The organism is Luteimonas notoginsengisoli (assembly GCF_042648885.1).
Taxonomy (GTDB): Bacteria; Pseudomonadota; Gammaproteobacteria; order Xanthomonadales; family Xanthomonadaceae; genus Luteimonas; species Luteimonas notoginsengisoli.
The window spans coordinates 1074347-1088000 of record NZ_JBHRYF010000001.1 but is presented as its reverse complement, the minus strand read 5'-3'; the positions used below and the strand labels follow the sequence as shown (position 1 = coordinate 1088000).

Annotated in this window: 11 protein-coding genes and 1 tRNA gene; all 12 read right to left on the bottom strand. The window is 68.0% G+C overall.

The annotated features are described in order from the left end of the window. Window positions 1–69 precede the first annotated feature (69 nt). Window positions 70–1797, bottom strand: a complete 1728-nt coding sequence (locus ACFOM9_RS05080) for a chloride channel protein (RefSeq protein WP_386706847.1) — start codon at window positions 1795–1797, stop codon at window positions 70–72. 12 nt (window positions 1798–1809) lie between these two features. Further along, window positions 1810–2250: a MarR family winged helix-turn-helix transcriptional regulator gene (locus ACFOM9_RS05075; protein WP_386706844.1), complete on the bottom strand. Its 441-nt coding sequence runs from the start codon at window positions 2248–2250 to the stop codon at window positions 1810–1812. Between the two features lie 196 nt (window positions 2251–2446). Then, window positions 2447–2884 carry a hypothetical protein gene (locus ACFOM9_RS05070; protein ID WP_386706841.1) on the bottom strand — a complete coding sequence of 146 codons (438 nt, stop codon included), beginning with the start codon at window positions 2882–2884 and terminating at the stop codon, window positions 2447–2449. After that, a complete protein-coding gene (locus ACFOM9_RS05065) occupies window positions 2881–3522 on the bottom strand; it encodes a DUF5671 domain-containing protein (RefSeq protein WP_386706838.1) in 642 nt (213 codons plus the stop codon). The genes ACFOM9_RS05070 and ACFOM9_RS05065 overlap by 4 nt, the downstream gene beginning before the upstream one ends. 549 nt (window positions 3523–4071) lie before the next feature. Next, the gene (gene pnp, locus ACFOM9_RS05060) at window positions 4072–6180 is read right to left on the bottom strand and encodes a polyribonucleotide nucleotidyltransferase (protein WP_386706835.1); all 2109 of its coding nucleotides are present in this window, start codon (window positions 6178–6180) and stop codon (window positions 4072–4074) included. A 126-nt stretch (window positions 6181–6306) separates the two neighbouring features. Next, window positions 6307–6567 (bottom strand): 30S ribosomal protein S15, encoded by a 261-nt coding sequence (gene rpsO / locus ACFOM9_RS05055; protein ID WP_386706832.1) that lies wholly within the window; start codon window positions 6565–6567, stop codon window positions 6307–6309. A gap of 159 nt (window positions 6568–6726) precedes the next feature. Continuing rightward, complete coding sequence (gene truB, locus ACFOM9_RS05050; protein WP_386706829.1) at window positions 6727–7698, bottom strand: tRNA pseudouridine(55) synthase TruB; 972 nt, start codon at window positions 7696–7698, stop codon at window positions 6727–6729. 200 nt (window positions 7699–7898) lie between these two features. Further along, on the bottom strand, window positions 7899–8261 hold the full coding sequence (rbfA, locus tag ACFOM9_RS05045; protein WP_386706826.1) for a 30S ribosome-binding factor RbfA: 363 nt from the start codon (window positions 8259–8261) through the stop codon (window positions 7899–7901). After that, window positions 8261–10840: a translation initiation factor IF-2 gene (gene infB / locus ACFOM9_RS05040; protein WP_386706823.1), complete on the bottom strand. Its 2580-nt coding sequence runs from the start codon at window positions 10838–10840 to the stop codon at window positions 8261–8263. The genes rbfA and infB overlap by 1 nt, the downstream gene beginning before the upstream one ends. 245 nt (window positions 10841–11085) lie before the next feature. Then, window positions 11086–12597, bottom strand: coding sequence for a transcription termination factor NusA (gene nusA / locus ACFOM9_RS05035; protein WP_386706820.1), 1512 nt, complete (start codon window positions 12595–12597; stop codon window positions 11086–11088). 7 nt (window positions 12598–12604) lie between these two features. Beyond that, entirely contained in the window at window positions 12605–13210 is a 606-nt protein-coding gene (gene rimP / locus ACFOM9_RS05030; RefSeq protein ID WP_386707364.1) for a ribosome maturation factor RimP, read from the bottom strand. Window positions 13211–13405: 195 nt separating this feature from the next. Continuing rightward, a tRNA-Met gene (locus ACFOM9_RS05025) sits at window positions 13406–13482 on the bottom strand. Window positions 13483–13654: the final 172 nt, after the last annotated feature.

The window sequence follows — 13654 nt, the reverse complement described above, 5'->3', positions numbered from 1 at the left end:
GAATGACGATGAAGAGGTTCGAGTTCGGCGTGGAAAGTCGATTAACCGGATGGCGATGACCCGGCGACGCTAGCGACGCAGGAAACGCTCGCGCCGCGACTCTTCCTCGTGCAGCTGGCGCGCGGGCTTCAGCAGGTCGCTGCGGCTGACCACGCCGACCAACGTTTGCGACTGTTCGGACTCCACTACCGGCAGCCGTTGCAGTCCCAGCGCGGCCATGCGCGAAGCAACCGCGCGGCAGGTTTCCTGGGCAAGCGCATGCGGGACGGCGACGCCCTGCAGCAGCTCGGCGACCGGCTGCGCGTCGTCCTGCAGCACGTCCGGCGGCAGGTCGTCCCGGTCGAGCATGCCCACCAGGCGTTCGCCGTCGACCACCGGGTAGGCACGGTGCTTCTGGCCCGCGCCGAAATATCGCGCCTGCACCTCGGGCACCGGCCGCGTCGCTTGGATGGCGATCGCGGTCGTGGTCATCACTTCGCTGACGAAATGCCGTTCCAGCGGATCGACGCCGTATTCGCGGTACACGTGCAGGCCGCGGCGGGCGATCTTCTCGGTCAGGATCGAGCGCGGCATCGCCACCACCGAGAAACCGTACGCGACCACGCAGCCGAGGATCGTCGGCAGCAGCGCGTTGGTGTCCCAGGTGAGCTCGAACGCGAACACCACCGCCATCAACGGCGCGCGCATCGTGCCGCCGAGCGTTGCGGCCATGCAGACCAGCGCCCACAGCCGCACATCGCCGCCGGGCAACCACGGCCCCAGCACGCAGCCCAGGCCCGCGCCGATCATCAGCAGCGGCGCGAGGATGCCGCCGGAGGTGCCCGACCCCAGCGCGACCACCCAGATCACCGCCTTCACCAGCACCAGCGCCAGCACCACCTGCAGCGCGAGGCGGTTGGCCAGCAGATCGCCGATCACGTCGTAGCCCACGCCAAGCGCGCGCGGCTCGAGCCAGCCGCCGAGGCCGACCACCACCCCGCCCAGCGCCGGCCACCACATCCAGTGGATCGGCAGGCGCCCGAAGCCATCCTCGACCTTGTACAGGATGCTGCTCATCGCGGTGCAGAGCATTCCGCAGGCCAGCCCGGCCGCCACGCACGACACCAGCGCGATCGTGTCCACGGTGGGCGTCTGCATCGCGAACAGTGGTCCTGGTTCGGCCCACAGCGGCCGCAGGAAGCCGGCCACGGTGCACGCCAGCGCCACCGGCAGCAGGCTGCGCGGGCGCAGTTCGAACAACAGCAGTTCCACTGCCAGCAGGATCGCCGCCAGGGGCGTGCCGAACACCGCGGTCATGCCCGCGCAGGCACCCGCCACCAGCAGCGCCTTGCGCTCGGCCGAGGTCAGGTGGAAGGCCTGCGCCAGCAGCGACGCCGCCGCGCCGCCGGTCATGATCACCGGGCCCTCGGCGCCGAACGGCCCACCGCTGCCGATCACCACGCCCGATGACAGCGGCTTGAGCACCGCGACCTTCGCCGACATCTGGCTCTTGCCGAACAGGATCGCCTCCAGCGCCTCGGGAATACCGTGGCCGCGGATCTTGTCGCTGCCATAGCGCGCCATCAGCCCGACGATCAGTCCGCCGACCGCAGGCACCAGGATCACCCAGGCGCCGAGCGTGTTATCGGCAGGCGAAGACTGCGCCAGCGACAGCGTCTGGTAGAAGAACAGGTTGGTGAAGAATCGGATCATCGCCAGCAGCAGCCACGCGCCGAGCGTGCTGAGGCCGCCGATCACCACCGCGAAAGCGGACAGCAGCAACAGGCGGTTGCTGCCGGAAAAATCGCGCTTGTGCATGGCGTGTCCTCCCTAGTCCAGGTTGCGTGCGTTGCGGCGTGGCGGGCGGGTAACGCTGTCGCCCGCGCTGCTGGCGGCGCGGAAGACCACGTCCATCTGCGCCAGCGCTTGCGCGTGGCACCGCGCGATCCGCCGCACCAGGCTGCGCGCGCGCGGCGTCAGGCGGATCTCGACGCAGCGCGCATCGCTGCGACCGCGGCGCTTGACGACCAGTCCGTTGCGCTCGCAGCGCTGCACCAGCGCCGCGGTGCCTTGGTGGCTGGCCTGCAGGCGCCCGGCCAGTTCACCGACGGTGGCCCAGGCCCGACCCGGGAAACCCTGCACGTGCAGGAGCAGCAGGTATTGCGCCGGCGTGATGCCCTCCGCGCGCGCCGCCGCCTCGCTGAAATGCAGGAACTGCGCCAGCCGGAAACGGAATTCCGAAAGGGCGACGTACTGTGGCTTGCCAAGCATCGGTCACGCGCCTCGCAACGGGCGCGAAATATACAACGATGTTGTGTATCGGGGCAAAGCGCTCCATCCCGTCCCCGGATATGCGAGAGCGGCTTTCAGCGCCTGTGCGAATGAAGGGCCGGGACCGTCGGCCGCGCGCGCTCCTGGCGCCCGACCGCAAGTAAGACTGCGGCGATGCAATCAACGCCGCGCCGCGTCATGCCCCGGCGTGCTTGTCCTCGATGCGGAACGCATAGCAGTGGCGTCCGGCACCGTGGACCCAGCGTGGCTCCTGCCAGCGTCGCCCGGGCCGTCCCGCCGCGGTGTCGGTGGCGAAGGTCGCGCACAGCTCGAACGCGTTGTTGCCCGTCCTGCGATAGTCGTAGCGCGATGCGGTTTCGGGATCGAAGGCGTCCAGTGCGACGCCCGGCCGCGCGTCGAGCGTGTCCAGCGTCTCCGGCAGCGCCCGCACTTCGGCGTGGTAGGCCCGCACCGCTGCTTCGATCCGCTGCAGGTCTTCCACGCGCCGCTCGTCGATGCGCATGCGACGCTGCTCGGCCGGCGAACCCATCACCGCGACCGCGCCCGCGACCGTGGCCAGCACTACGACGCCGGCCAGCACCATCAGCCAGGTTCCGACGGGCCGGGCGCTCATGCCGCCACCTCTTCGCGCCGCAGGTCGTGCAGGTAGTAACCGAACGCGCCACCGGCGATCGCGCCGACCACCAGCACCTTGAGCACGAACCGCCCGCTCAGCTCGCCGCCCAGCAGGTTGTAGACCAGGGTAGTGACGTCGCAGATCAGCGCGACGGCAGCCAGGAACAGGGTCAGGTAGGTCAGCCAGCGCCGCACCGGCGAGAGCCGCTTGATCGGCTGCCGTTCCACCTCGCGCGCAAGATGCCGCGCCAGCCAGGCGAAGACCGGGAACGCGATGATCACCGAGGCCGTCGACCAGCGCATCGAGGAGCCGAACATGTCGTAGCTGCGCCCCGAGGCGGCATCCGGGAAGGCGGCGTTGATGAGGTCGAACAGCAGGCTGCCGACGTGAAATGCCGCGTAGTACAGCGAGGCGAACAGCACCAGGTACAGGAATGCCTCGCGCGCCGACAGCGACGCACGCGGGCGCGGTACCGGTACGGGAAAATCGACATCGGCGTACGCGAGCAGCACGTCGCGCGTCTGCGCCTCGCTCCATCCGGCCGCGGCCAGCGCCTGCGTGATCGCTTCGCGCGACTGCCCTCGCAATAGCGCCTCGCGGACGAAGGTTTCGAGTTCCAGTGCTCCTGCCGCCATGCCCGCTCTCCGAGGTTGCGTTGGCCGCGACTGTAGCAGCCCGAATCGACTGGCACGTTCTGAAAGATGACTACGCTCCAGGACGAGTCGTTTGGGAGCGGCCGCAGCCGCGAGCTTCACAGACGACCGCGAAGGCCCATGGATACCCACCTACGCGGGTGGCGAGCGTGCACAGAAAAGGGTTCTTCTGCCGATCGAGGGAAAAGCGCTGCGTCTGCAATGACTGGGGGCCGGATGCGAATGCCCTTGGGTGCGAATGTCCTCCGGCGTCGGCGTACTGCCGACGCCTCCCCCTTGATTTCGCACCCAAGGGCATTCGCATCCGGCGTTCGCTGCACGGCGGTTCCACAGCAAAAAAGCATGCAGCCCGGTTTTCCGACAAACCTGCGATCCGATAGCCTGGCGTGGCCTGCAGGTCGCGTCGGACCCGTCAGGCCGCGGCGAGGCGCGTGATCGGACGAGAGGCAGGAGGCTGTCGCCGGAATCGGGCGAACAAGAAAAGCGGGCCGAAGCCCGCTTTTCGATGTCGTGCAGCAATGTCGCGCCGGCTTACTCGGCTGACACGCCCTCGCCTTCTTCCACGGCCTTCATCGACAGGCGGATACGGCCCTGCTTGTCGACTTCCAGCACCTTGACCTTGACCACGTCGCCTTCCTTCAGCTTGTCGGACACCTTCTCGACGCGCTCGTTGGAGATCTGCGACACGTGCACCAGGCCGTCCTTGCCGGGGGAGATCGTGACGAAGGCGCCGAAGTCCATCAGCTTGACGACCTTGCCCTCGTAGATACGGCCCGGCTCGACGTCGGAGGTGATCTGCTCGATGCGGTCCTTGGCGGCCTTGCCGGCGGCGGCGTCGACCGAGGCGATGGTGATCGTGCCGTCGTCCTGGATGTCGATCTGGGTGCCGGTTTCCTTGGTGATCGCCTGGATCACCGAGCCGCCCTTGCCGATCACTTCGCGGATCTTGTCGGGGTGGATCCTGATGGTGATCAGTCGCGGCGCGAAGTCCGAAAGCTCCGGGCGCGGCGCGGTCAGCGCATTGGCCATTTCGCCGAGGATGTGCAGGCGGCCCTGCTTGGCCTGGGCCAGCGCGACCTTCATGATTTCCTCGGTGATGCCCTGGATCTTGATGTCCATCTGCAGCGCCGAGATGCCGTTGGCGGTACCGGCCACCTTGAAGTCCATGTCGCCCAGGTGATCCTCGTCGCCGAGGATGTCGGACAGCACGACGAAGTCGTCGCCTTCCTTCACCAGGCCCATCGCGATGCCCGCGACCGGTGCCTTGATCGGCACGCCGGCGTCCATCAGCGCCAGCGACGAACCGCAGACCGACGCCATCGACGAGGAACCGTTGGACTCGGTGATCTCGGAGACCACGCGGATGGTGTACGGGAACTCTTCCATCGTCGGCATCACGGCGAGCACGCCGCGCTTGGCAAGGCGGCCGTGGCCGATCTCGCGACGCTTCGGGCCCATCATGCGGCCGGCTTCACCGACCGAATAGGGCGGGAAGTTGTAATGGAACAGGAAGTGTTCCTTGTACTCGCCGGAAACGGCATCGATGATCTGGCCGTCGCGCGCGGTACCGAGGGTGACCGCGACGATCGCCTGCGTCTCGCCGCGGGTGAACAGCGAGGAGCCATGCACGCGCGGGAGGACGCCGACGCGCGAGGCGATCGGGCGCACGGTGTCGAGCGCGCGGCCATCGATGCGGACCTTGGTCTTGAGGACCGAGTCGCGCATGGTCTGGTATTCCTGCTCGCTGAATTCCTTCGACAGCGCGCCCGGTGCCCAGGCCTTGGTTTCGGCTTCGGGGGCGATCGCGGCCAGGATCGACTTCTTGAGCGTGGAGATCGCATCCTTGCGCTCGAGCTTGTCGCGCACCTGGAAGGCTTCGGCCAGCTTCTCGCCAACGGCGGTGCGGATCGCATTGACCAGGCCTTCGTCGGCCGCGGGCGCCGACCATTCCCACTTCGGCTTGCCGGCTTCGGCGACCAGTTCGTTGATCGTGGCGATCGCGACCTGCATCTGCTGGTGGCCGAACATCACGGCGCCGAGCATCACGTCTTCCGACAGCTCCTGGGCTTCGGACTCGACCATCAGCACCGCGTTGGCGGTACCAGCGACGACGAGTTCGAGCTTCGAGTCGACCAGTTCGGTCTTCGACGGGTTGAGCAGGTACTGGCCGTCCTTGTAACCGACCTTCGCGGCGCCGATCGGGCCGTCGAACGGCGCGCCGGACAGCGACAGCGCGGCGGACGCGCCGATCAGGGCGAGGATGTCGCCATCGACTTCCGGGTTCATCGACATCACGGTGGCGATGATCTGCACTTCGTTGCGGAAGCCGTCGGGGAACAGCGGGCGGATCGGGCGATCGATCAGGCGCGAGATCAGCGTTTCCTTCTCGGTCTGGCGGCCTTCGCGCTTGAAGAAGCCGCCCGGGATGCGGCCGCCGGCGTAGAACTTCTCCTGGTAGTCGACGGTGAGCGGGAAGAAATCCTGCCCTTCGCGCGCGGTCTTGTTGGCGACCGCACTGACCAGCAGCACGGTGCCGTCGCACGACACCATGACGGCGCCGCCGGCCTGACGCGCGATCTCACCGGTCTCGATCGTGACCGTCTGTTTGCCGTACTGGAAGCTCTTGGTAACTTTTGCCACGTGTGAATTCCTTGGAGGACTCTTGCGATGGACCGGACGCGGACCCTTGCCCGCGCCGGGCGGACCGCGCGAAGCGATCCAAAAAAAGAACCGCGGCGCATTGCTGCGCCGCGGTGTTGTCCGTGATTACCGGCGCAGGCCGAGCTTCTCGATCAGGGACTTGTAGCGTGCGACGTCCTTGCGGTGCAGGTAATCGAGCAGGCTGCGGCGGCGGTTCACCATCTTCAGCAGGCCACGACGGCTGTGGTGGTCGTGCTTGTGGGCCTTGAAGTGTTCGGTCAGGTGCACGATGCGGGCGGTGAGCAGGGCGACCTGGACTTCCGGCGAACCGGTGTCATTGTCGCCGCGCTTGTGTTCGTTGATGACGGTGCTGGTGTCGATGGACATCGGGTGTTTGCCTCGGGGTAGATGCGTGGCTTGCAGGAACGCGGCGCCATGCCCTGGCATGGTGCACGCCCCGCTCGGCTCGCCGTTTGCGGGATGGATGGTGCGAAAGTGCTTGAAAAAGCCGCAAAATTGTAGCGCTTGGCGGCGGCGGTCACAAGCTCAGCGTGCCCCGGCAGCCGGCACGTCCGGCTGGGTGCAGGCCCAGCTGAACAGGCGTTGCGGGCGCAGAAGTCCGTCGCCATCGACCTCGCCCAGGCCCAGCGCACGGCCCCGTGGATCGAAGATCGCCACCGGGCCGGGCGGACGAAACCCGCCGGACACCTGCTGGCCGTAGGACAGGCGCGCCGCCTGGGCCGCGTCGACCTCGACTTCCGGCCAGGACGCCATGCCGCTTTCCACGGGCAGCAGGCAGGCATCGAGCCCGCGCTCGCCGCGCCCAGCCAGCGCCTGCAGGTCGTCCAGCGTCCACAGCTTGGGTTCGCGGAACGGATCGACCCACAGCCGGCGCAGCTCGGCGACGTGCGCGCCGCAGCCCAGCGCCTCACCGAGGTCGCGTACCAGCGCCCGCACGTAGGTGCCCGAGCCGCATTCGACGTGCAGGCGCAGCAGCGGCTGCCCGGCATCGAGCAGGTCGGCGGCGGCCTGCAGCTCGAAGGCATGCACGTCGACCTCGCGCTCCTCGACCTCCACGACCTCGCCGCGACGCGCCTTGGCATACAGCGGTTCGCCGCCACGCTTGAGCGCCGAGTAGATCGGCGGTCGCTGGCGGATGCGGCCGGTGAGCGCGCGCAGGGCGGTGTCGATGGCGTCGATGGACAGCGCGGGCACGGGCCGCTCGCGCAGCGGCTGGCCCTCGGCGTCGTCGGTGTCGGTGACGATGCCCAGCCGCGCCACCGTGTCGTAGGCCTTGCGCGCGCCCAGCAGGCCGCCGGCGATCTTGGTGGCCTCGCCGAAACACACCGGCAGCAGGCCGGTGGCCAGCGGATCGAGGCTGCCGGTGTGCCCGGCCTTCTGCGCGCGGAACAGGTGGCGCACGCGCTGCAACGCCTGGTTCGAACTCAGGCCGCGCGGCTTGTCGAGTAGCAGGATGCCGTCGAGGCTGCGGAATCGCGTGCGTGGCGGCTTGCTCATGCGGGCATTGTAGGGTCGTGGCATCGCGGCATGCTCGCGCCTGCAAGCCCTTGTAGGAGCGGCTTCAGCCGCGAATTCTTGCCGGCCGCCATGGACACGCTGGTGGGCGCGTCTTCAGCCGCGAGTTCTCTTCAACATCGGCGAAGCGGCGAAAAGCTCGCGGCTCAAGCCGCTCCCGCGATTCGCCTCGGCGAAACAGCTCAGCTGTCGTCGCCGGTATCCGGCAGGTCGCGCAGCAGGTTGTCGATGCGTTCGCCGCGATCGACGGAGTCGTCGTAGTGGAAATGCAGCTCCGGCACGTGGCGCAGGTTCACCGCGCGCGCGAGCCTATAGCGGATTTCCGGCGCAACCGCCTTGAGCCCCTTCATCGCTTCAGCCGCGCGCTCGGGCTGCAGCGCGGTGACGAACACCTTCGCATGCGCCAGGTCGCGGGTGACCTCAACGTCCGACACGCTGACCGACGGCAGGCCGTGTTCGGCCACGGCCTCGCGCACCAGCGAACCCAGCTCGCGACGGAGCTGGGCTGAAACGCGGTCGGTGCGATGGAAGGACTTCTGCGGCATCAGAGCGTGCGCTGCACTTCAATGCGCTCGAAGCATTCGATCTGGTCGCCTGCCTGCACGTCGTTGTACTGCTTCACGCCGATGCCGCACTCGGTGCCGTTGCGCACCTCGTCGACGTTCTCCTTGAAGCGGCGCAGCGATTCCAGCTCGCCTTCGAACACCACGGTGTTGTCGCGCAGCACGCGGATCGGCTTGTTGCGCTTGACCACGCCCTCCACGACCATGCAGCCGGCAACCGCGCCGAACTTCGAGCTGCGGAACACGTCGCGCACTTCCGCGGTACCGATGATCTCCTCGCGGATCTCGACTCCGAGGATGCCGGATGCCACCTGTTTCACCTGGTCGATCACGTCGTAGATGATCGAGAAGTAGCGCAGGTCGACGCCATTGCCCTCGATCACCTTGCGCGCCGAGGCATCGGCACGCACGTTGAAACCGATCAGCGTGGCCTTGGACGTCGCGGCCAGCTGCGCGTCGGATTCGGTGATGCCGCCGACGCCGGCGGCGAGCACGTTGATCCGGATCTGCTCGTTGGACAGCGCCGTCAGCGATTCACGCAGCGCCTGCACCGAACCCTGCACGTCGGCCTTGATGATCAGCGGCAGGCTGAGCTGGGCTTCGCCCGCGCCCATCTGCGCCATGATGTCTTCCATGCGGTTGCCGGCCTGGCCGACCAGGCGCGTCTCGCGGCGCTTGGCATCGCGCTGCTGGGCAACGTCCTTGGCCAGGCGCTCGTCCTCGACGACGACGAAATCGTCGCCTGCGTCCGGCACGCCGGATAGCCCGAGCACCTGCACCGGGATCGACGGGCCCGCACTGGGCACCTGCTGGCCGTTCTCGTCGAACAGCGCGCGCACGCGACCGTACTGCACGCCGCAGACCAGGTAGTCGCCCTTCTGCAGCGACCCCTGCTGCACCAGCACCGTCGCCACCGGGCCGCGGCCCTTGTCGAGCGAGGATTCGATCACCACGCCGCTGGCGCGACCCTCGGCCATGGCCCTGAGTTCGAGCACTTCGGCCTGCAGCGAGATCGCGTCGAGCAGCGTGTCCACGCCATCGCCGGTCTTCGCCGAGAGTTCGACCATCTGGGTATCGCCGCCGAAATCCTCGGCGACGATTTCCTGGCCGAGCAGTTCGTTCTTGATCCGCGAAGGATCGGCTTCGGACTTGTCGATCTTGTTGATCGCCACGATCAGCGGCACGGCGGCGGCGCGGGCATGCTGGATCGCCTCGATCGTCTGCGGCATCACGCCGTCGTCGGCCGCGACCACCAGCACCACGATGTCGGTGAGCCTGGCGCCGCGCGCGCGCATCGAGGTGAAGGCGGCATGGCCGGGGGTGTCGAGGAAGCTGATGACGCCCTTGTCGGTCTGCACGTGGTACGCGCCGATGTGCTGGGTGATGCCACCGGCCTCGCCGGACGCGACCTTGGTGCGGCGGATGTAGTCGAGCAGCGAGGTCTTGCCATGGTCGACATGGCCCATGATCGTGACCACGGGCGGACGCGGCTGCCGGTCGCCCTGCGTGTCTTCCACGTGTGCGAGCAGCTCGGTCTCGGCGTCGTCGGCGTCGGCGCGCACGGCGGTGTGTCCCAGTTCCTCGGTGACCAGCACCGCGGTGTCATGGTCGATGGTCTGGGTGATCGTCGCCATGACGCCCATCTTGAACAGCGCCTTGACCACGTCGCCGCCCTTCATCGCCAGCTTCTGGGCGAGGTCGGCCACGGTGATCGCCTCGCCGATCGCCACTTCACGCACCACCGGTGCCGTCGGCCGGGTGAAACCGGTGCCGGTCCGGGCCTGGTCCCGGTTCTGGCGCGTGGAGCGCGCCTTGGGGCGTGCGGTGGTGCGGCGCGCGCGATCGGCGGCGCTCAGATGCAGCTGGCCGGCGAAGCGCGCGGCGCTCTCGTCGTCCTCGACACCGGCGACCATCGCGTGCGAGCCGCGCGTCTTGTGCTTGTGCCCGGCCCGGTCATCGGCACGCGGCGCGGCCGGTTTGGGATGACCGTGGCCGTGCGGCTTGCGCGCGGCCGCATCTTCCTCGGACGGCACGGCGGCGGCCAGTTCGGCTTCGGCGCGCAGGCGCGCGGCTTCCGCTTCCTCCTGGCGCTTGCGTTCGGCGGCCTCGTCGGCGCGGCGCTTGTCTTCTTCAGCCAGGCGCTGCTGCTCGGTCAGGTTGCGCAGGCGCGATTCCTCGAGCTTGCGCAGGATCTCCGCGCGCTCGTCGGTCGGCGGCGCCTGCGGCTCGGCCGCGGCGGCGTCGCCCGGCTTGACCAGGGTGACCTTCTTGCGCACGACGACGTCGACCGTGGCGCGATTCTTGCCGCCGCCGACGGTGAGTTCCTGCTTGCGGCTGCGGTTTAGGGTGATCTTCTTCGGCACGACCGCTTCCTCGGCAGGCTTGTCGGCCTTGCCATGGGTGCGGCGCAGGAAGCCCAGAAGCTTGACCTTCTCGGTGCTCGTGACGACCTGGTCCGGATCGTTGAAGCTCATGCCGGCCTCGGCCAGCTGCTCCAGCAATTTCTCGACCGGTGTGTTCACCAGTGCGGCAAGCTTGCGGATGGTGGTTTGCTGCGACATTCGGTTTTCCGTGTCCTTGGCGGGGGCCGGGGCCCTGCGCGTGATGGAACGATTCTACTGCTGTGGGGAAAACGTCCCGGGGTGGCGCCACGCATGGCGGCCTTCCACCGGACCGGCTTCTCCTGCCTCCGCTGCCACCTTCCCTGGCCTGACTTGGGCTTCCCGCGGGAGGCCTGTCCGGGCCTCCGTGCCCGGGCGATCGCGAACCGGTCCGGCGGCGCGACGCGCCAGCCGGCCCCATTCGATCAGCCTTCGCGCTCCAGCCTCGCGATTTCCTCCGCGCGCGCGGCCAGGATCAGCGCCGCGGCACGCGCTTCATCCACGCCCTCGATGCCGAACTCGACTACTTCGTCCGCGCCCAGGTCCGACAACTCCTCGCTGGTGCGCACGCCGTGCGACGCCAGCGCGAAGGCAGTCTCCTCGTCCATGCCTTCCAGCGCCAGCAGGTCTTCCGCGGGCGCGTTCTCGTCGAGCTCTTCCTCGACCGCGAGCGCGTCGTTGAGCAGCGCGTCGCGGGCGCGGGCGCGCAGTTCCTCGACGATGTCCTCGTCGAAGCCCTCGACCGCCAGCAGCTCGCCGACCGGGACATAGGCGATTTCCTCGACCGTGCTGAAGCCTTCGGTGACCAGGATGTTGGCGATTTCCTCGTCGACCTCGAGCTTGTCCTGGAACAGCGCCCGGGCGGCGGCCTGTTCGGCCTCCGACTTCTCGGCGACCTGGTCCTGGGTCATCACGTTGAGCTGCCAGCCCGACAGGCGGCTGGCGAGGCGCACGTTCTGGCCGCCCTTGCCGATCGCCTGCGCGAGCCGGTCCTCGGCGACCGCCAGGTCCATCGAATGCTTGTCCTCGTCGACCACGATCGACTGCACCTCGGCAGGCGCCATCGCGTTGATGACGAACTGCGCCGGGTTGTCCGACCACAGCACGATGTCGACGCGCTCGCCGTTGAGCTCGTTGCTCACCGCCTGCACGCGCGAACCGCGCATGCCGATGCAGGCGCCGATCGGATCGGTGCGGTTGTCGTAGGCCAGCACGGCGATCTTGGCGCGATCGCCCGGGTCGCGTGCGCAGGCCTTGATGTCGACCAGGCCCTGGCCCACTTCCGGCACTTCGAGCTTGAACAGTTCCATCATGAATTCGGGCGCGGCACGGCTGATGAACAGCTGCGGGCCGCGCGGTTCGGTACGCACGTCGTACAGGTAGCCGCGGATTCGGTCGCCGGCGCGCACGATGTCGCGCGGGATCGCCTTGTCCTTGGGGATGAGGGCTTCAGCATTCCCGCCCAGGTCGACGTAGACGTTGCCGCGCTCGACGCGCTTGACGATGCCGGTCACCAGCTCGCCGACGCGATCCTTCCAGGCATCGACGACCTGCGCGCGCTCGGCCTCGCGCACGCGCTGCACGATCACCTGCTTGGCGGCCTGGGCGGCGATGCGGCCAAAATCGACGTTGTCGATCTGTTCCTCGATGTAGTCGCCGACCTCGGCGCCTTCGCTCTCGTCGAGCGCATCCATCAGGCGGATCTGGCGGTCCGGCGATTCCATCACCACGTCGTCGGCCACCACTTCCCAGCGGCGGAACGTCTGGTAGTTGCCGTCCTTGGGGTCGATCTCGACGCGCGTCAGCACGTCCTGTTCGAGATAGCGCTTCTTGGCCGCCGTGGCCAGCGCCGCTTCGATCGCCTCGAGGATCACGGACTCCGGCACGCCCTTCTCATTGGCGACCGCATCCACGACCAGCAACAGTTCCTTGCTCATCTGATTCTCACTCCGCGGGGGACGGTTTTTCCGCCGCCGTCTTGTTGGTTCGTTTGCCTGTGGGTTTGTTCTTCGCTTGCTTGCCCGGGCGCGCGTCGCGCCCGGACTTGTCCTGCGCGGGCGCCAGGCCCAGCGCCACCCAGTCCGGGACCAGGCGCGCCTTGTCGATGTTGTCGAAGCCGACCTCCACGGGCGTGCCGTCCACGTCGAAGGCGATGCGCTCGCCTTCCACCGCGACGATCGTGCCCTGCAGCCTGCGGCGCCCGTCCTGCGGCAGCTTCAGCGTCACCTTGGCGCGCTCGCCCGCGAACCGTGCGAACTGCGCCGGCGAGAACAATGGCCGGTCGACGCCGGGGGAAGAGACTTCCAGGGTGTAATTGCCGCTGATCGGATCCTCGACGTCGAGCTGGGCAGACACTTCCCGGCTCACCGCCTCGCAATCCTCGATGCCAACCTGGCGCTCGTCCGCGGCATCCTCGCCGGGAACATCGATGTAAAGGCGCAACACCGCGCTGCCCGGGGCCGGCAGGTACTCGACGCCGAGCAGTTCCACCCCGAGGGAGCGGACGGTCGGTGCCAGGAGCGTCGCGATTTGGGTTGCCTTGTCGGTCATCTGTTCCGTGAAGATCCTGCTGCCTGCATGCCGGTGCGTCGCGGAAGGGCCCCGAAAAACGACAAAGGGCCCAATGGGCCCCTTGTCCGATACCACTGGATTTCGGCACCGAGGCATGAAGCCTGCCTCGATCAAGCCCGACTTGCCGCCATCAAAAAAAGCCTCCGTGGAGGCTTTTCGTCGATCGCGAAAAGCTGGTAGCGGGGGCAGGATTTGAACCTGCGACCTTCGGGTTATGAGCCCGACGAGCTGCCAGACTGCTCCACCCCGCATCAGGAGCGGAATTATGGTGACTTCGGGAATTTATTGCAACCCCGAGAAGTGCCGCGCGTCAGCGCGTCGGGTTTTTCCGAGGGCGGGCAAGGCTCGGAGCGCCTTGCCTGCGCGGGTGAGTGCGCCGATCGAGCGCGAGGCACGTCCGCAGCGTGCCTGGAGCCCCGGATA

Bases quoted from the DNA above. Each gene is read 5' to 3' on its own strand.
- nusA (WP_386706820.1), bottom strand. From the start codon at position 12,597: ATGAGCAAGGAACTGTTGCTGGTCGTGGATGCGGTCGCCAATGAGAAG.
- rimP (WP_386707364.1), bottom strand. From the start codon at position 13,210: ATGACCGACAAGGCAACCCAAATCGCGACGCTCCTGGCACCGACCGTC.
- rpsO (WP_386706832.1), bottom strand. From the start codon at position 6,567: ATGTCCATCGACACCAGCACCGTCATCAACGAACACAAGCGCGGCGAC.
- ACFOM9_RS05080 (WP_386706847.1), bottom strand. From the start codon at position 1,797: ATGCACAAGCGCGATTTTTCCGGCAGCAACCGCCTGTTGCTGCTGTCC.
- truB (WP_386706829.1), bottom strand. From the start codon at position 7,698: ATGAGCAAGCCGCCACGCACGCGATTCCGCAGCCTCGACGGCATCCTG.
- infB (WP_386706823.1), bottom strand. From the start codon at position 10,840: ATGTCGCAGCAAACCACCATCCGCAAGCTTGCCGCACTGGTGAACACA.
- ACFOM9_RS05070 (WP_386706841.1), bottom strand. From the start codon at position 2,884: ATGAGCGCCCGGCCCGTCGGAACCTGGCTGATGGTGCTGGCCGGCGTC.
- ACFOM9_RS05075 (WP_386706844.1), bottom strand. From the start codon at position 2,250: ATGCTTGGCAAGCCACAGTACGTCGCCCTTTCGGAATTCCGTTTCCGG.
- rbfA (WP_386706826.1), bottom strand. From the start codon at position 8,261: ATGCCGCAGAAGTCCTTCCATCGCACCGACCGCGTTTCAGCCCAGCTC.
- ACFOM9_RS05065 (WP_386706838.1), bottom strand. From the start codon at position 3,522: ATGGCGGCAGGAGCACTGGAACTCGAAACCTTCGTCCGCGAGGCGCTA.